Source organism: Adhaeribacter aerolatus (genome assembly GCF_007991635.1).
Taxonomy (GTDB): Bacteria; Bacteroidota; Bacteroidia; order Cytophagales; family Hymenobacteraceae; genus Adhaeribacter; species Adhaeribacter aerolatus.
Genome location: NZ_BJYS01000018.1, coordinates 76,159 through 94,129, shown reverse-complemented (window position 1 = coordinate 94,129; position 17,971 = coordinate 76,159). Strand labels below are relative to the sequence as shown.

Below are 17,971 nucleotides of genomic sequence, written 5' to 3'. Positions count from 1 at the left end.
CCTAAATTTGTTACCAGTATCTACCTACCTTATGCGGCTCAAACATTTTAACGTAAGTTTTGGCGAACAAGTATTCAAAGCCCTCGGCGACGAATCCCGTATCCGCATCCTGAACCTGCTCCAAAAGAACAAAGAAATGTGCATTTCGGATATAGAACAGGTATTGGATTTTACGCAAACTAAGACGTCAAGGCACTTAATTTATTTAAAAAATTCGGGTTTGGTTAGTTTCCGGCGGGTAGATAACTGGGTTTACTACTTTTTGCGCGATGAAACCGCCGATTTGCTCAACCAGGTTTTTAATTACCTGGAAAAAGATGATGTTTTAATAAAAGACCAGAACACTTACTTAGTTTTATACTCGAACCGGGAACTTGCCGTAAACAAGCTGCACAACCGCAAATGGGTAGCCGCCCCCTGAACTTCTTAACAACTGCCGGGTGTTAAGCTTAAAACATTTGCTACGTTAATCTGTTTACTTCTGCAAAATCTGTCTTATAATGCCACGTTATACCCCCGTAAAAAATTACCAGCACCTTTTTTTCGATTTAGACCACACTTTATGGGATTTCGAGAAAAATGCCGCTGAAACGATTTACACGTTATATGATACGTTTCAACTGCACCAGTTTGGTAAGTTTACTTCTACCGATTTTTATAAAAAATACAGCTACATTAACCACCGCATGTGGCGCCTTTTTCACGAAGGTAAAATTACGCAGCAGGAATTACGGGTAGGCCGCTTTGAAATTACCTTAACCAAATTGGGTTTAACGCCGGAGCAGGTACCCGCCGGCCTCCACGAAGCTTTTACCACTATTTGCCCGACCAAAACCGCCGTTTTCCCCTACACCCACGAAACCCTTAGCTATTTAAAAAGCAAGTACGTGCTGCACATTATTACCAACGGTTTTAAAGATGTCCAGGCCATTAAGATGAACGCTTCTAACTTGGGGCAATATTTTGCAGAAGTAATTACCTCCGAATGTGCCAACTGCACCAAACCCGATAAAAAAATATTTCAGCATGCACTGGAACGGGCGGGTGTAAAATCCGAAGCTTGTCTGATGATTGGCGACAGCCTGGAAGCCGATATTCTGGGAGCCAAAAACGCGGGCATCGACCAGGTATTTTTCAACCCCGAAAAGAAACGGCACACCCAGCGCGTTACTTACGAAATCAGTTGCCTGAGCCAGCTCATGACTATTCTGTAAGCCAGCTTTAAAACCCACGCTCTGGTTTAAAGTAAATATACCATACTTTTGCACCCGATTAGCCATAATACCGTTATGCTAATCAGGTAATGTTCATTTTATTACGAAACTGGTTCGGCCGCGCTGCACACCTACTGTAACAGTGGTCGTTAACCGCTATATCTAACATCCATATATTAATTATGTCCGGATTTTTTAAAGTACCCACACCCGTTAACGAACCGGTAAAAACGTATGTACCTGGTTCGCCGGAAAGAATAGAATTGCAAAATACCCTGCGGGCTTTCAAGAGTCAGCAGGCCGATATACCCATGTACATTGGCGACCAGGAGGTTCGCACCGAAAACAAAAAACCGCTATCGCCGCCGCACGAGCACCGGCACGTATTGGGGTATTTTCACGAAGGCGATGCCGGCCACGTGCGCCAGGCCATTGCTGCGGCGCTGGCGGCCCGCCAACGCTGGGCCAGCATGCCCTGGCAAAGCCGCGCCGCTATTTTCCTGAAAGCCGCCGATTTACTGGCTGGTCCTTACCGGGCGCGCCTGAATGCTGCTACCATGCTGGGCCAGTCAAAAAATGTGTACCAGGCCGAAATTGATTCGGCTTGTGAGCTGATTGACTTTTTGCGGTTTAATGCCGCCTTCATGACCGAGATATACGCCCAGCAACCCAAATCATCGCCGGGCGTTTGGAACCGTTTAGAGCACCGGCCCCTGGAAGGTTTTATATTTGCGTTAACACCCTTTAACTTTACGGCCATTGCGGGCAACTTACCGGCAGCACCCGCCCTGATGGGCAATGTGGTGGTCTGGAAACCGGCTTACACCCAGATTTATTCGGCGCAACTAATTATGCAATTATTTAAAGAAGCTGGTTTGCCCGACGGGGTTATTAATTTAATTTACGTTGATGGTCCGGTTGCCGGCGATGTTATCTTTAAACACCCGGATTTTGCGGGCATTCACTTCACGGGCAGCACGGCGGTATTTCAACAAATCTGGAAAACCATCGGCGAAAATATTCAGACTTACAAAGGTTATCCGCGCATTGTCGGCGAAACCGGTGGCAAAGACTTTATCGTGGCGCATCCGTCGGCTAATGCCAAAGCTTTAGCGGTTGCCATCTCGCGGGGTGCTTTTGAATACCAGGGTCAGAAATGTTCGGCCGCTTCGCGCGCCTATATTCCGGCCAACCTCTGGGATGATGTAAAACAATTTATTACCGAAGATCTGCAATCCTTTAAAATGGGTTCTACCGAAGATTTCGGCAATTTTATTAACGCTGTTATCGACGAGAAATCTTTCGATAAACTAGCCAAATACATTGATGCCGCTAAAAACGACCCGGACGTAGAAATAATTGCGGGCGGCACCTACGACAAATCGGAAGGGTATTTTATTCAGCCAACTGTTTTAAAAGTAAAAGACCCGCGCTACGTAACCATGTGCGAAGAGCTTTTCGGCCCGGTATTTACTGTTTATGTTTACCAACCAAATCAGTTCGAAGAAATTTTGGAAATAGTAGACACCACTTCACCGTACGGTCTTACCGGTTCCATATTTTCGCAGGACCGCTATGCCATTGATTTAGCTACCCAAAAATTATTGCACGCAGCGGGTAATTTCTACATCAACGATAAGCCTACCGGGGCGGTAGTGGGGCAACAACCGTTTGGCGGCTCCCGCGCTTCCGGCACCAACGACAAAGCCGGTTCGGTTTTTAACCTTATTCGCTGGACCTCTACCCGTACCATTAAAGAAACCTTTGTACCACCGGTAGATTACCGTTACCCGTTTTTGCAGCAGGATTAATTAGATTATTTGCATATTTATAATAGAAGAAGCCACTGCAAAATAGTGGCTTCTTCAATTTATTTCGGAAGTATTTTTTTAATCTGCAATTAGGCCTGAGCGTTAGGAATAGCCTGAAATATTCCGTTTTTAGCAGCATATTTTTTGGGGTCTATAGACTCTGCAAGGCAATGCTTTAATAAATAAGTTCCCGGTTCAAATTCACCATTAGCCTCCACCAACGCTTCTTCGTAGGAAGTATAAATTCCGGCCAACATCTCTTCCCAAATAAGCAAATATTTACCTTGGTACTGCTGCTCAAACCAGGCCAGATTATCGCGGTAAAACCGTAAATTCCTGATTAGCTTTTGGTATTTCTCCTTCATCTTTATTCCCCCTTAACCTTGAAATCTATTTACCAAATCGTTTATACTAGCTGCTTTGGAAATCCCTTAAACATTATATTATAAAGTGGCCTGGAATTGATCTGGCATATTATTTTTGCAGTACCAGACTTTTAATGCGGCACTCCAGCTGATAGCTAAATTTTTTAAATTCTTCTGTTTTTAATTCTGCCTTGTCGAAAGTCTGAAGATACCTTAGAATATCCAGGCATTCGGTAATGTCATACTTACTTAAATCGGACCGGCTAAAAAGCCACTTCATTTTGGCACTTGTTTCCTGAGATTCCACGCTTATTGGTAAAAATGTTTTATATTAATTTAACTTAAAATGCCCGGAAATGATGCGTCTGGAAGCCCGATTTACGTGTTTAATAGGCAATTTCAGTATTATCCTAAAGCCAGCTAAGTATAAAAAACTATTAATAATTATCGCCCAGCATTTACTTCGGGATAAATACAAATGCAGTTTGAATAATTTAGCGGTTACGGTTTAAACAACGATGCATTAGGAAAAAGCTTAACCAAATTACTGCCGAAACGCTGTGTCACTACCTGCTACCTTGCCCACCTTCGTAAAGAGGTGCTTAAATCATATTTTCAGAATAAAGATATAAGGGCTAATTTTGCCCCAAATAAACTTCTGTTACGAAGCGTTTGTTCTATCTCCAACGCAAATCCATTCTTTTGAAAAAACCGGCTATCCTGCTTATTACCCCGCCGCTGACGCAGCTAAATACACCTTATCCGGCTACGGCTTATCTCACAGGTTTTCTGGGCAAGCAAGGGTATATCGTACACCAGGCTGATTTTGGGATTGAACTGGTTTTAAAGATGTTTTGCCGCTCCGGCCTTACCCGGATTTTTGACGAAGCTGCTACGGCTAACGGTAAAATATCCGCTAACAACAAACGCATCCTGCGACTGCGGCCTTATTATTTAGAGACCATCGAACCCGTAATCCGGTTTCTGCAAAACAAAGACACTACGCTGGCGCAGCAAATTTGCTACAACGGTTTTCTGCCCGAAGGTTCACGTTTCGATCAGCTTGCCGATCTGGAATACGCCTTTGGCAACATGGGTATCACGGACCGCGCCCGGCACTTAGCTACTTTGTATTTAGAAGACTTAGCCGATTTAATTAAAGAAACCGTTTGCCCATATTTCGGTTTCAGCCGCTACGCTGAAAAATTAGCTTTATCAGCCACTTCTTTCGACCCGTTAGAAAATGCGCTACAGGAAACGCCTAACCTGGTAGACCAAATGTTGCTGGAATTATTGGCCAAAAAGCTTACTGAAGTAAAACCGGATTTAATTGGTTTTTCGGTACCTTTTCCGGGTAATTTGTACGGAGCTTTGCGACTGGCCCAATTTGCCAAAGCTCATAATCCCGAGATAAAAACCCTGATGGGCGGTGGCTATCCCAATACTGAACTGCGCAGCTTAAATGAGCCACGGCTATTTAATTATATCGATTTTGTTACACTCGACGATGGCGAAGGCCCGTGGCTGAAAATATTAGAATATTGGCAAAATCTGTGTGCAGCCGAACAATTGCAGCGCACCTTTATGCGCCAAAACGGTGAGGTAGTTTACCAGAACGGCTGCACCGATGCCAATATTCTGCATACCGAAGTAGGTACGCCTGATTACAGCGATTTGCCTTTAACCGAATATTTATCGGTAATAGAAGTGACTAATCCCATGCACCGGCTCTGGAGCGACGGCCGCTGGAACAAATTAACCGTAGCCCACGGCTGCTACTGGAAACGCTGCTCTTTCTGCGACATTACCCTCGATTATATCTCCCGCTACGAAACCGCGCCGGCTACTTTATTGGTGGACCGCATCCAGGCAATTGTGGCCCAAACTGGTCAGACAGGCTTTCATTTTGTAGATGAGGCCGCTCCCCCACTCGCGCTCCGCGATTTAGCCATTGAATTGCTGCGCCGCAACGTAAAAATAACCTGGTGGGGCAATATTCGGTTCGAGAAAACTTTTACGCCCGATATCTGCCGCTTACTGGCGGCGTCGGGTTGTATTGCGGTGTCGGGTGGCTTGGAAGTAGCTTCGGATAGGTTGCTGGCCAAAATGGAGAAAGGCGTTACCATTGCCCAAGTAGCCCGCGTAACCGAAGGTTTTACCAATGCCGGCATTATGGTGCACGCGTACCTCATGTACGGTTTCCCCACCCAAACCGTCCAGGAAACCATCGATTCGCTGGAAGTAGTACGGCAATTATTCGAAAGCAACGTTATTCAGTCGGGTTTCTGGCACCGCTTTTCAATGACGGCGCATAGCCCCGTAGGCAAAAATCCGGAGAAATACGGCGTGGTAAAAGTTGGACCGCCCGCCGGTAATTTTGCTGATAATGACTTGTGGCACGATGATCCGCAGGGCGCCGATCACGAATTATTTGCCCAGGGCTTATCTAAATCTATTTATAATTACATGCACGGCATCGGACTGGAAGAACCGCTGCAATTCTGGTTCGATACGAAAGTGCCCCGGCCCTCGCTCCCACGCCACCTGATTGCGCAAGCCATTAATGCCCCTGCCAAGCCCGACAACGAAAAACGTAACCTACGGGTGTTCTGGCTGGGTAATGCCCCCGATTTAGAAGAAATTACAGTAACGAAGAAAGGCAAAAATATTTCCCGCGCGGTACTTACGTTTTACGAGAAATCCGAGGATTTTCAAATTAAAACCAACCCCGCCATAGGTAATTGGTTGCAGCAAACGCTTACCCAACTGCACCACGATTACGAAACCAAACTGCTGTTGAAAGATTTGGAAGCTAGTTTTCCAGCGGAAGCGGGAATGCCGTTTTCGCAATTCCTGATTTCTCCGGAATGGCTGTTGCTGCGCGAGAAAGGTTTGCTGCTTTTTTAAGTAAAAGGATTAGATATTATTATGTTTTGCCTTTTGGCCTTTCCGGAGGATGAGGTATAAAAGCGGGCCGGCAAATGGCACAAAAATTACCACAATCACCCAAATCAGCTTGGTAACGCTATCCTTAAACTCACTCCGGATAATATCAACCAAGGCCCAGATTAACAGGAATAACGGGAATATGGTAAACAATAAAATAATTAGTACTTCAACTAAGCCAAGACCACCTATAAATAAAAGCATAAAACACATTTAAAGTTTTAACAATTAAGTTGGTACAGATGTCTCTTTCCAAAAGCCACGAGAATAAATGCATCCCCCAATTTAGCCGCGCCAGGTAATTATTTAGAAATCTTTTTCCGAAGCTTTTAATTTCTGGTTTGGGCCGATTAAAGGATTTAGAATGAGAGTAACGACCTATAACCAGGCAATTTTATTCGTATTGCCTTTAAAATTGCTTCGCACAGTATAAAAAGTATTAAGATAATTACCTATTCAAAACTTTGTAAACTGTTTAGGAACAGCATTATGTCTTCTTCATTTAATACGATCATTATTGATTAAATATAGAATTAATGTTAGACAATTATTCTACTTTAAATTAATTTTTTATCCATAACAAAATCGTGCTGCACATCCTGACCCAGCACGAAATCTTCGTCGCCTACCATTTTGAAACCGAGCTTCTGGTAAAGCGCCAATGCGGCAGGATTATGTTCCCAAACGGTTAACCAAACGGAAGCGAAGCCATTTTTCCGGGCATAATGCTGAACCTGGCGGAGCACAGCAGACCCGATTCCCTGACTGCAGCAGACTTGTAATAAATAAAACCGGGCTATTTTAAGGGCTTTTACTTGTGTCAGGCAAGCTGCAGCCGCGCCGGTGGATATTTTTACATAACCCACCGGTACTTCAGTGGTATAAATCAGCCAGAACAAGTTATGCGGGTCGGCTAGCTCAGCGGCTTGCAGTTCCGGGCTAAAAGTACCCGCCAGGTAGGCCGCCATATCTTCTGGCGTATTCTGCGCCGCAAAGGCCTGTTCAAAAGTTTCCAAACCCTGCCGGGCCAATAAAATATTATCCTGGCTAGTAGCCGTCCGGACCGGTATATTTGGCTTCACAGAAAGTAATTGATGTACGTTCGTCAAGGTAAATAAATATTAATCTATTGGGGTTTTGGCAGCGATTCTCTTTTAGGATTGAGGAACCAATAATAAATAAAGCCCCCTGTCACATACGCCAAGATATCCCAATAATCGCGGGTATATCGCTTCGAAAAAGTGGGTAATATTCCTTCAAAAAAAACGGAGAAATAAATAACTGTAAAAACAACCTGCACCCCATTCAGGCGGGAGCGGGCGGTACGCGGAAAAAGCTTTTGCTGCAGCCATAAGGCTAAGGTTAAAACCACCGGCAGGCAAAGCACATCGTTCAGGTAAGGAACTTTGTAAGATGTTAAGTCCAGGTGCGCCAGCAGGTACCGGTTTACCAGATACAGGCCGGCTGCCACCAGAAAAAAAGGCCTGCGAAGCAGTTTCATTAGCCGGCAAGCATGGTCAGAAACCAGATAATAAAAGAAACAATGCCTATAAATGAAATCTGAACGGCCTGAATAAGCCGTTTGCCAATTTTGACGGGCAGGGAATCCGTGGGATAAATCTCAATGATATCAATTTCTATTCGATTCTTTTTTTTCCGCTCCAATTCCCGCGCCGCTTCTCTGAGCAACGTTCTGTCATCCAGCAAAGCGCCGCAAAACTGGCAAGTATCGGTGGGTTGCTGGTTCCACTCCGACCACTCGCCACAATGCGGACATTTCTTAGATGATTTAAAGGTTGAGGCCATAACCTGGAATTTAACCAAATTTGCAAGCAAAACAGGAGTAAAGCAAGTTTTAACCGCGCATTTTATGCATATACCAAATTCTGTAAATAGTTGGGCTGATGAACCGGGAAAACGGATTACATCCAATTTTCTGTTGTCTATAGTTATCAACCTACATGGTAGCGCCGGTGCTGATGAACTCTATAACTTAAAGAAAAAAGCTACGAGTTAAACAGGCATCCTTATCTAATTATCTGAACTTATAAACTTATATATTTTCGCCGGCATTAATTCGCCAGCATTGCGGCATATGGGTAAAGCCAATGTGCGGATAATATTCCTGGGCAGCCGGAGCAGCCAGCAAAGTTAAGCTGGCCCGCGGATCGGTGGCCGCTTTGGTACGCCGGATGAGTTCTTTGCCGATTCCCTGTTTTTGGTAAGCCTGGTGCACGGCCAAGTCCGACAGATACGTAGTATACACAAAATCGGTTAATGCCCTGGCAATACCAACCAGTTTTTCGCCGTCCCAAGCTGTTATTACCAGATTCGCATGTTGCAGCATGGCCGCCATGCGCTCCCGGTCCTCAACGGGCCGGCGTTCGCCTAAAGTAGATGCCCGGTAAAGCTCAATTATAGCATCCAGGTTCAAATTATTGCCTTGTTGGTAGCGGATCATTATTTCTGCGATTTGATTCGGAATAAAGTAGGCAATAATATTAAAATTTCGTTACTTAAATTTACTAGTCCGCTCACGCTATTAGCGTCAGACTAATATTTTCCGAATTAATATTTTTATGGCAAGAAATAAAAAAACCGATGGGGTGGATGAATCAACAGAACCGGGCAGTTTCGCTCCTAACAAAGCAAGGCGCACTTTTCTGAAAAAATCCTCGGCCCTGGTGGCCTTGGCGCTTACACCTCCTCCGGTACTTAAAGCCGCTGAAATGGAAGACCAAGTGACTGCAGCTTTTGAGAAAGTAAAAATTACCCTTCACGTAAACGGCACCCGGCACAAGCTGGCCGTAGAGCCGCGGGTTACGCTGCTGGATTTATTGCGCGAAGATTTAAAATTAACCGGCACCAAAAAAGGCTGCGACTACGGCCAATGCGGCGCCTGCACAGTACACGTAGATGGGAAGCGGGTACTTTCCTGCTTGTCGTTGGCCGTTATGCAGAATGGACGCAAAATAACCACCATCGAAGGATTAGCCGATGGCGAGAAACTGCACCCGTTACAGGAAGCCTTTATTAAACACGATGGCCTGCAATGCGGTTATTGCACCCCCGGTCAGATAATGTCGGCAGTCGCTTGCATTCGGGAGGGCCAGGCTGGTTCGGAGCCAGAAATCAGGGAATATATGAGTGGTAATATTTGCCGGTGCGGTGCTTACCCCAATATTGTAAATGCCATTATGGAAGTTAACCAAAGCGGGCAAAAGGTATGAACCAGTTCCAGTACATACAACCCGCGAAACAAAAGGCTGCCATTGATGCCCTGACCAAAGACGCCAAAGCGATGTTTATTGCAGGCGGCACCAACTTACTTGATTTAATGAAACGCGGCCTGGCAGCGCCGGAAAAACTGGTAGATATTAATAAGCTGCCCCTGAAAAAAATTGAGTTTAACAACAATGGCCTGCGGATTGGCGCTTTAGCCCTGAACAGCGAAGTAGCCCAGGATAAACTTGTACGGGAAAAACAACCTTTGCTGGTCCAGGCCTTGGAAGCGGGCGCTTCGGGGCAGTTACGGAATATGGCTACCATGGGCGGCAATATTTTGCAACGCACCCGCTGTCCTTATTTTTACGATATTGCCCTGCCCTGCAACAAACGCGAACCAGGTTCGGGCTGCGGTGCCCTGGCAGGATTTAACCGGATGCACGCTATTTTTGGGTTCAGCGATAAATGCATAGCCGTACACCCCAGCGACATGAGTGTGGCCTTAGCGGCCCTGGATGCAACGGTAGTAGTGGCCGGCCCCCAAGGCGAGCGCCAAATATTATTCACCGACCTGCACCGCCTGCCCGGTGACCAACCCGAAAAAGATACCATCCTGGAAAGAAACGAACTGATTCTGGCTATTGATATTCCTGATAAGCCTTTTGCCCAAAAAGTGCATTATTTAAAAGCTCGCGACCGGGCCTCCTACGCTTTTGCCCTGGTATCTGTAGCGGCGGCATTGGCTACAGATAAAAATATAATTACGGCTGCCAGAATAGCGATGGGCGGTGTAGCACATAAACCCTGGCGTTTATTTGAAGCTGAAAAGTTTTTAGAAGGAAAGCCGGTTTCGGAAGCTAATTTCCGGAGTGCGGCGGAGCTAGCCATGCAGGGCGCCAAGGCGTTTAACCACAATGCTTATAAATTAAAATTAGCGCCTAATAGCATAGCAGCGGCTTTAAAAGCCGCCGCAGGTATCGCATAAACAATCGTCTATGGAAAAAGCATTTTTCGACCAGGATAATAACGATAATTCCTTAGACCGGGTAGACGGACGTTTGAAAGTAACCGGAGCCGCTACTTATGCGGCCGAATACCAGTTACCGAATGTAACCCACGCCGTCTTGGTTACCAGCACCATTGCCAAAGGCCGTATTACTTCTCTGGACAGCAAACTGGCCGAACAGGCACCGGGCGTACTGGCGGTAATCAGTCATGTAAATTCGCCGGGGGTACCGGCTTATGGTTCTTCGCCAGCCATGCCGCAACGCGCTACTTTGGGCACTCCGTTGCGGGTATTCCACGATAATTTAATTTATTTCAGCGGGCAACCGGTAGCTGTGATAGTAGCTGATACCTGGCAGCGGGCAGAATTTGCGGCCTCACTGGTTAAAGTGCAGTACGAAAAAGAACCACACCAGACCAATTTAGAAGCCAACTTGTCCCGGGCGGCTTTACCCGCCAATGTGCAACGCGATAAAAATTCCAGGTACCACGATTACGACCGGGGCAACCCCGAAGAATTAAATACCGCCGCCGTAAAAATTGAAGCTACTTACAAAATTCCTACCGAACACCACAACCCGTTGGAGCCGCACGCTATTATTGCCCATTGGGAGGCCCCGGATAAATTAACCCTGTACGATAAAACCCAGGTAATAAAAGGCACCCAAGGCAATTTAGCCCGGGCTTTTAAGTTGCCTTTGGAAAATGTAAAAGTGCAGGCGAAATTTATTGGCGGTGCCTTTGGTTCGGGCATTCGGGTGTGGCCGCACGTAATGGCTGCTACCCTGGCGGCCAAAAAAGTGCAACGTCCGGTAAAGCTGGTGCTGCCGCGCGAATTAATGTTTACCTCCGTAGGTTCCCGGCCCGAAACCATTCAGCATATAACCATGGGCGCTACGAAAGACGGGAAGCTAACGACCATTACCCACGAAGCGGTTGCCCACACTTCGACTTACGAAGAACATACCGAAAGAACCATTCTGGCTACCCGGATGCTTTACGACTGTCCCCACGTAAGTACCCGCTACCGGTTGGTTAACCTGGATGTAAATACGCCCACCTGGATGCGCGGCCCCGGCGAAGTAACCGGTGTTTATGCTTTGGAATCGGCGATGGACGAACTGGCTTACGCCTTACAGATGGACCCGCTGGAACTGCGGCGACGCAACCACGCTGATTCTGACCCGGAGAAAAATTTGCCTTGGTCGAGTAAATCGTTAAAAGAATGCTACGCCAAGGGCGCAGCGCATTTCGGCTGGCACAAGCGTAACCCGGAACCCCGCTCCATGCGCCAGGGCCAGATGTTGGTTGGTTACGGCATGGCTTCGAGTACTTTTGGCGTACACCGAAATTATGCCAAATCCCGGGCCGTTTTCCAGGCCGATGGTAAAGTTATCGTGCAAAGCGCTACCAGTGATATAGGCCCCGGCACCGGCACGGCCATGACCCGGATTGCCGCTGATACGTTAAGCCTTTCGCCTGCCTTTATCCGCTTCGATTTAGGCGAATCTACGTTACCCGATGCACCCGGCCAAACCGGTTCTACTACGGTTTCGAGTGTGGGCTCGGCAGTTAAAGTAGCCTGCGAGGCCTTAAAACAAAAGCTACTGCAATTGGCTGTAAACACGCCTAATTCAACTTTATACAATACTAACCCCGCAGATTTATCGGTTGAGCAAGGACGAATATTTAAAACCGGAAATCCAGCAACTGGTGTTACTTATACCGAAATATTAAAGCAAAACAACCTTCCCCAATTGGAAGTAACCGAAGAATCGAAGCCCGGTGCTGAATGGCAGAAATATTCTATGTCAGCGTTTGGGGCGCATTTCGTGGAAGTACACGTAAACCCAACTACCGGCGAAGTACGGGTTAAGCGGGTGGTAACGTGTGCCGGCGTAGGTAAAGTAATTAATCATAAAACGGCCCGCAGCCAATCTATTGGCGGCGTAGTGGGCGGGATTGGTATGGCTTTAACCGAAGAATCGGTAATGGACCACCGCTTTGGCCGCTACGTAACCGGTGATTTTGCCAATTACCACGTACCCGTCCACGTCGATATTCCGCCGATCGATGTTTTTTTTATTGATGAGCACGACCCGCACGTGAATCCGGTGGGTGCGAAAGGCCTCGGCGAAATAGCCATTGTGGGCGTAGCTGCAGCGGTGGCCAATGCGGTGTTTCAGGCTACCGGCAAGCGCATACGCGACCTACCCATAACGCCGGATAAATTAATTTGAGTTAAAAAAGTAGCAAGTATGGGTGGCAAAAATCAGGTATCGTTAATGCTCTGCTATTCGTTTAAATATGTGTAAATTTGACAAAATTTTTGTTCGAAATAAATTTAAAAAGATTAATTAAAGCATTGCTTTGCAGTTGGTTACCTGACCTGATACTAAATTCATGAAAGAAATACAGGAAATTGTAAAAGCTTACGACGAAGCCCAGTTGGCCGGCAAGCAGACAGCCCTTGCCACGGTGGTACACGTAGCCGGCTCATCGTACCGGCGGCCCGGGGCCCGCATGTTGGTTACCGAAGACGGTCAGCTGACCGGCGCCATTAGTGGCGGCTGCCTCGAAGGCGATGCCCTACGTAAAGCCCGGCTGGTGATGGTGCAGCAAAAAGCGATGCTGGTAACCTACGACACCACCGACGAAGACGATGCCAAATTGGGCGTGGGCTTGGGTTGCAACGGCATTATTCAAATATTAATTGAGCCTATTCAACAAGCTAACCCGGTTAATCCCATTGCTTTGCTTAAAGCTGTATTGGCCAGACGACAACAAGCCGTGCTGGTTACTTTATTTAACTTGCAAAACCGGCAGGCACCCCAACCCGGCACTTGTTTGCTGCAACTCGCTAACGGTCAACTTTCCGGCTCTGTATCGGACACTCGCCTGCAAACCCAGTTAACCGCCGATGCTGCCGAAGTTTTTGCCACCCAAACATCGGCTATAAAAACATATGTTACCGGCCCGCATAACCTTACCGCCTTTGTAGAATTATTGAAACCACCGATAGCTTTGGTCATCATCGGGGCTGGCAATGATATTAGGCCGCTGGTGGAAATTGCCAAAGTTTTAGGCTGGAAAACAACGATAGTAGATGGCCGCGCCAATTACGCCACGCCCGAGCGTTTTCCGTTAGCCGACCAGGTAATAATTGCCAAACCCGAAAAAGTATTGGAGCAGTTAGCCGTAGATGCCCAAACCGTTTTTGTATTAATGACCCACAACTACAATTACGACCTGGCCATGCTCCGGCAACTAATTGGGTTAAATATTTCTTACATTGGTGCTTTAGGTCCAAAAAAGAAACTGGACCGGATGCTGACCGAACTACAGGACGAAGGCATTAACCCCAGCGAGGCGCAGCGCCAGAAACTATATGGCCCAACCGGTTTAGAACTAGGTGCAGAAAACCCGGAAGAAATTGCTTTATCTATTATCTCGGAAATAAAAGCTGTATTGGCTGGTAAAACCGGTGGCCTGCTCCGCGACAAACCGGATGTTATTCATGCCCGCCAGGACGAAGCCATTACCCAGGTTACACTTTTGCCGTAATAGGTAATATCCGGAAAAAATATTTAAAATTCTTGTACAATGGCTTCAGTTGGACTTATTTTATTGGCAGCCGGTTCTTCTAGCCGCCTCGGCGAACCCAAACAAAATTTATTATACGAAGGCCAGCCTTTGTTGCAACGCGCTATCCAAACTGCCCTGGCCTCATCATGCGAGCAGGTTTTGGTACTATTAGGTTCCAACGCCGAAGCTTTCCAGGCCAGCCTGAACGATTTACCAGTGCAAACCATTTTTAACCCCGATTGGCAAGAAGGCATGGCCTCTTCCATTCGGCAAGGAATATTGGCTTTAAACGATTTGGCCCCGGATATAGACGGTGCCATTATTATGGTTTGCGATCAGCCGTTTGTTACTACCGCTTTATTAAATGACATGGTAGAACAAAAAAGATTGCACGGCCACGGCATTATTGCTTGCTCGTACCAAGATACTTTGGGCACTCCCGCCTTATTCGACAAACAATTCTTCCCGGAATTATTAGCCTTACAGATCCAGGAAGGCGCTAAAAAATTATTGTTCCGGCACGCCGAAGTAGTTACCCCCATCGACTTCCCGCTCGGCACTTTTGATATCGATACGCCCCAGGATTACGAAGCCCTCCAGCAGCATCGTTTTGGAGAGTAATTAATAATCCACATCCGTAAATATATTACCGCCACCTACCAGTTGTTTACGAAAGGAAAAATAGTAAACAACCGGCAAAGACTACATTACATGAACTATCAACCAAAATCTATTCGCACATTTATTGGCGCTAAAAATCATGAAGAATCAAGATCGTTTTACCGGGCACTTGATTTTGAGGAAATTATAATTGACCAAAAGATGTGTTTGTTTAAGGTAAATGAAAATTTAAGTTTTTATTTGCAGGACTACTATGTAGAAGATTGGATAAATAATTCGATGATATTTTTAGAAGTAGACAACCTTGAAAAATGCGCCGAGGATTTACGCCGTAAAGAATTAACGGCTAAATTTAAAAACGTAAAAATTACAGAAATTAAGCAATTTGATTGGGGAAGAGAATTATTTATGCATGACCCCTCAGGTGTATTGTGGCACTTTGGTGAATTTGCTAAATAAAGCATTTAAGCCCGAAATAATCTTAACTAAAATATACCGCTGAGATACGGCACAAAAAAGAAAACAGTTGATATTATACCAGTTAGTAAGAAGGACCTTCCATAGCTGAAAGTGTGAATCATTTCCTCCACACCCGTCATTCCGGAGGAATCTTCTGTATAGAAGGCGTCACAGGTAAATTCCAGACTAGGTTTATTACCTGTTTATCCAACTTATGCAGAAGATTCTTAACAGAATGACAAGTAGGGAATGCGGTTTGTTATGCTGCTATGGAATCTGGAATTTACTATTTGATATTATTTGAAAGACTTAGTAACAAAAAAGAGCCTTGCGGCTCTTTTTTGTACATTGTTACTCTCGTTTGCTTTTCAATAACTTTCGTAATTCGGCCAACTCGTCGCGGAACTTAGCAGCTTGTAAAAAGTCCAAATCTTTGGCGGCGGCTTCCATCTGCTTTTCGGTTTTCTTAATCAGCTTTTCGAGTTCGTCGCGCTTCATATATTGAATTACCGGTTCCGCCGCTAAAGACATTTCCGCGTCGTCCGGACCAGCATAAATCTTCACTTCTTTCCGGGCATCGGCTACCGAAGTCTGTACCATAATCTCTTCTTTCGATTTGAAAACGGTAGTTGGGGTAATGCCGTGTACTTCGTTGTAAGCCATCTGTACAGCCCGGCGGCGGTTGGTTTCGTCTATCGTGCGTTGCATCGAACCCGTCATGCGGTCGGCGTACATAATTACTTTTCCCTGGCTGTTCCGGGCCGCCCGGCCGGTAGTCTGGATAAGCGAACGCTGGTCGCGCAGGAAACCTTCTTTATCAGCATCCAGAATAGCTACCAACGATACTTCGGGTAAATCCAGCCCTTCGCGCAAGAGGTTAACGCCAATCAGCACATCAATGTGGCCCAGGCGCAACTCCCGCAATATTTCCACCCGGTCTAAAGATTTAATCTCCGAGTGAATATATTTCACCTTGATATTCAGCCGGTCCATGTATTTAGATAATTCTTCGGCCATGCGCTTGGTAAGTGTGGTTACCAGTACCCGGTCACCCATTTTAATGCGGTTATCAATTTCGTCGAGCAAATCATCTACCTGATTAATGCTCGGGCGAACCTCAATTTCAGGGTCTAACAAGCCGGTTGGCCTAATAATTTGCTCCACTACTACCCCGCCGGCTTTCTGCAACTCGTAATCGCCGGGCGTAGCGCTCACAAAAATGGTCTGCTGCATCATCGACTCAAACTCGTTAAAAGTAAGCGGACGGTTATCCATGGCCGAAGGCAACCTAAAGCCGTATTCTACCAATTGGGTTTTGCGCGACCGGTCGCCGCCCCACATAGCCCGCACCTGGGGCGTGGTAACGTGACTCTCGTCTATCACCATCAGAAAATCGTTGGGGAAATAATCGAGCAAACAGAACGGCCGCGCGCCGGGCTGCCGCCGGTCGAAATAGCGGGAATAGTTCTCGATGCCGGAGCAATAGCCTAATTCCCGTATCATTTCTAAGTCGAACTCTGTCCGTTCTTTAATGCGTTTGGCTTCTTCTTCGCGAAACTCTTTCAGGAAATAATTGTGCTGGGCCATTAAATCGAACTGAATCTCTTGAATGGCTTGTTGCATGACGTCCTGACCGGTGACGAAAAGGTTGGCCGGGTACAAAGCTACCTGGTCTTCATCGCCAATTTTTTTTCCGGTGCCGGGATCTATTCGCTGAATAGCTTCAATTTCGTCGCCGAAGAAATAAATGCGATACGCGTAATCGGCGTAAGCCGGAAAAATATCGACGGTATCGCCCTTTACCCGGAAAGATCCGCGCGTAAATTCAGCTTCGGTGCGGCTGTATAATATTTGCACAAACTGGTACAGCAAATGGTTGCGGCTAACCCGCTGGCCCGGCCGAATATAAATTACATTTTTACCAAATTCTTCGGGGTTACCAATACCGTAAATACACGAAACGGAAGCCACCACAATAACATCGCGCCGGCCCGATAATAAAGCCGAAGTACAGTGCAGCCGCAGCTTTTCGATTTCCTCGTTAATGGCCAGGTCCTTTTCGATAAAGGTATTCGTAGAAGCGATATAGGCTTCGGGCTGGTAATAATCGTAGTACGATATAAAATATTCGACAGAGTTATTCGGGAAGAAGCTCTTGAACTCCCCGTACAACTGGGCGGCCAGGGTTTTGTTATGGCAAAGTACCAGGGTTGGCTTTTTAACCTCCTGAATAACATTAGCCACTGTAAACGTTTTACCCGTACCCGTAGCCCCCAGCAAAACCTGAGCCGGTTCGCCATTTCTGACGCCTTCTACTAATTGGGCAATAGCTTTGGGTTGGTCGCCGGTTGGTTTAAACTCCGATGTTAGCTTAAAATCCATGGAATAAAGTTAGAAATAATCAGATCAATTTGTAACAAAAATTGCACCCGGCTAGTTGCCTCTGCTCTAATTAATTTAGCTTAATTGCTAAATTTTTGGTGTTATTTACTAATAACTACTTGCTTTAGGATTGCTGTTCAGATAATTAGAATAAATCATAATCCTAATCTCTGTAACCGAACTATTTATATTTAATAGTCTTGATTCCCGCATAATAAATCACCTAGTTTTCGGCATGAACAAATAGAAGGATTCCAGCCGGTTCTGTTAATCAGAAAATGATAGGAGCAATATTGGTATTATTTATTTTGCCCCTAAGTTTTGTTGAGCAATAGATTATTTCAAAATGACCGAACAA

Annotated in this window: 18 protein-coding genes; 10 read left to right on the top strand and 8 right to left on the bottom strand. The window is 46.1% G+C overall.

The genetic code is table 11. The features are described from left to right. Positions 1-31 precede the first annotated feature (31 nt). From AAE02nite_RS12940 to pruA, 3 genes are all read left to right on the top strand, one after another. Positions 32-421, top strand: coding sequence for an ArsR/SmtB family transcription factor (locus AAE02nite_RS12940; RefSeq protein ID WP_146898166.1), 390 nt, complete (start codon positions 32-34; stop codon positions 419-421). Between the two features lie 79 nt (positions 422-500). Continuing rightward, on the top strand, positions 501-1,214 hold the full coding sequence (locus AAE02nite_RS12935; RefSeq protein ID WP_146898165.1) for a YjjG family noncanonical pyrimidine nucleotidase: 714 nt from the start codon (positions 501-503) through the stop codon (positions 1,212-1,214). 179 nt (positions 1,215-1,393) lie between these two features. Beyond that, the gene (gene pruA, locus AAE02nite_RS12930) at positions 1,394-3,025 is read left to right on the top strand and encodes an L-glutamate gamma-semialdehyde dehydrogenase (RefSeq protein WP_146898164.1); all 1,632 of its coding nucleotides are present in this window, start codon (positions 1,394-1,396) and stop codon (positions 3,023-3,025) included. 89 nt (positions 3,026-3,114) lie between these two features. Here the strand turns inward: pruA and AAE02nite_RS12925 are convergent, their stop codons facing one another. Beyond that, a complete protein-coding gene (locus tag AAE02nite_RS12925) occupies positions 3,115-3,390 on the bottom strand; it encodes a hypothetical protein (protein ID WP_146898163.1) in 276 nt (91 codons plus the stop codon). 109 nt (positions 3,391-3,499) lie between these two features. After that, positions 3,500-3,670 (bottom strand): hypothetical protein, encoded by a 171-nt coding sequence (locus AAE02nite_RS26300; RefSeq protein WP_170252596.1) that lies wholly within the window; start codon positions 3,668-3,670, stop codon positions 3,500-3,502. Positions 3,671-4,092: 422 nt separating this feature from the next. Between AAE02nite_RS26300 and AAE02nite_RS12920 the strand changes: the two genes are divergently transcribed. Further along, a complete protein-coding gene (locus AAE02nite_RS12920; protein WP_146898162.1) occupies positions 4,093-6,297 on the top strand; it encodes a B12-binding domain-containing radical SAM protein in 2,205 nt (734 codons plus the stop codon). Between the two features lie 9 nt (positions 6,298-6,306). Here the strand turns inward: AAE02nite_RS12920 and AAE02nite_RS12915 are convergent, their stop codons facing one another. The 5 genes from AAE02nite_RS12915 to AAE02nite_RS12895 all read right to left on the bottom strand — a co-directional run bounded on the left by AAE02nite_RS12915 (position 6,307) and on the right by AAE02nite_RS12895 (position 8,797). After that, positions 6,307-6,540 (bottom strand): PLDc N-terminal domain-containing protein, encoded by a 234-nt coding sequence (locus AAE02nite_RS12915; protein WP_170252595.1) that lies wholly within the window; start codon positions 6,538-6,540, stop codon positions 6,307-6,309. Positions 6,541-6,893: 353 nt separating this feature from the next. Further along, entirely contained in the window at positions 6,894-7,418 is a 525-nt protein-coding gene (locus tag AAE02nite_RS12910; RefSeq protein ID WP_146898160.1) for a GNAT family N-acetyltransferase, read from the bottom strand. 44 nt (positions 7,419-7,462) lie between these two features. Then, positions 7,463-7,837 carry a hypothetical protein gene (locus AAE02nite_RS12905; protein ID WP_146898159.1) on the bottom strand — a complete coding sequence of 125 codons (375 nt, stop codon included), beginning with the start codon at positions 7,835-7,837 and terminating at the stop codon, positions 7,463-7,465. Next, positions 7,837-8,142: a hypothetical protein gene (locus AAE02nite_RS12900; protein ID WP_146898158.1), complete on the bottom strand. Its 306-nt coding sequence runs from the start codon at positions 8,140-8,142 to the stop codon at positions 7,837-7,839. The genes AAE02nite_RS12905 and AAE02nite_RS12900 overlap by 1 nt, the downstream gene beginning before the upstream one ends. Before the next feature lie 247 nt (positions 8,143-8,389). Next, complete coding sequence (locus AAE02nite_RS12895; protein WP_146898157.1) at positions 8,390-8,797, bottom strand: GNAT family N-acetyltransferase; 408 nt, start codon at positions 8,795-8,797, stop codon at positions 8,390-8,392. A gap of 118 nt (positions 8,798-8,915) precedes the next feature. On the opposite strand from AAE02nite_RS12895, the gene AAE02nite_RS12890 reads away from it, so the two are divergent. The 6 genes from AAE02nite_RS12890 to AAE02nite_RS12865 all read left to right on the top strand — a co-directional run bounded on the left by AAE02nite_RS12890 (position 8,916) and on the right by AAE02nite_RS12865 (position 15,231). After that, positions 8,916-9,566, top strand: a complete 651-nt coding sequence (locus tag AAE02nite_RS12890) for a (2Fe-2S)-binding protein (RefSeq protein WP_146898156.1) — start codon at positions 8,916-8,918, stop codon at positions 9,564-9,566. Continuing rightward, positions 9,563-10,546, top strand: a complete 984-nt coding sequence (locus tag AAE02nite_RS12885; protein WP_146898155.1) for an FAD binding domain-containing protein — start codon at positions 9,563-9,565, stop codon at positions 10,544-10,546. Before AAE02nite_RS12890 ends, AAE02nite_RS12885 begins: the two co-directional genes overlap by 4 nt. Before the next feature lie 10 nt (positions 10,547-10,556). Beyond that, positions 10,557-12,806, top strand: coding sequence for a xanthine dehydrogenase family protein molybdopterin-binding subunit (locus tag AAE02nite_RS12880; RefSeq protein ID WP_146898154.1), 2,250 nt, complete (start codon positions 10,557-10,559; stop codon positions 12,804-12,806). A 163-nt stretch (positions 12,807-12,969) separates the two neighbouring features. Beyond that, positions 12,970-14,130, top strand: a complete 1,161-nt coding sequence (locus AAE02nite_RS12875) for an XdhC family protein (RefSeq protein ID WP_146898153.1) — start codon at positions 12,970-12,972, stop codon at positions 14,128-14,130. 39 nt (positions 14,131-14,169) lie between these two features. Beyond that, positions 14,170-14,772, top strand: a complete 603-nt coding sequence (locus AAE02nite_RS12870; protein WP_146898152.1) for a nucleotidyltransferase family protein — start codon at positions 14,170-14,172, stop codon at positions 14,770-14,772. Positions 14,773-14,862: 90 nt separating this feature from the next. Beyond that, the gene (locus AAE02nite_RS12865) at positions 14,863-15,231 is read left to right on the top strand and encodes a VOC family protein (protein ID WP_146898151.1); all 369 of its coding nucleotides are present in this window, start codon (positions 14,863-14,865) and stop codon (positions 15,229-15,231) included. A 351-nt stretch (positions 15,232-15,582) separates the two neighbouring features. Here the strand turns inward: AAE02nite_RS12865 and uvrB are convergent, their stop codons facing one another. Further along, a complete protein-coding gene (gene uvrB, locus AAE02nite_RS12860; RefSeq protein ID WP_146898150.1) occupies positions 15,583-17,613 on the bottom strand; it encodes an excinuclease ABC subunit UvrB in 2,031 nt (676 codons plus the stop codon). Positions 17,614-17,971 lie beyond the last annotated feature (358 nt).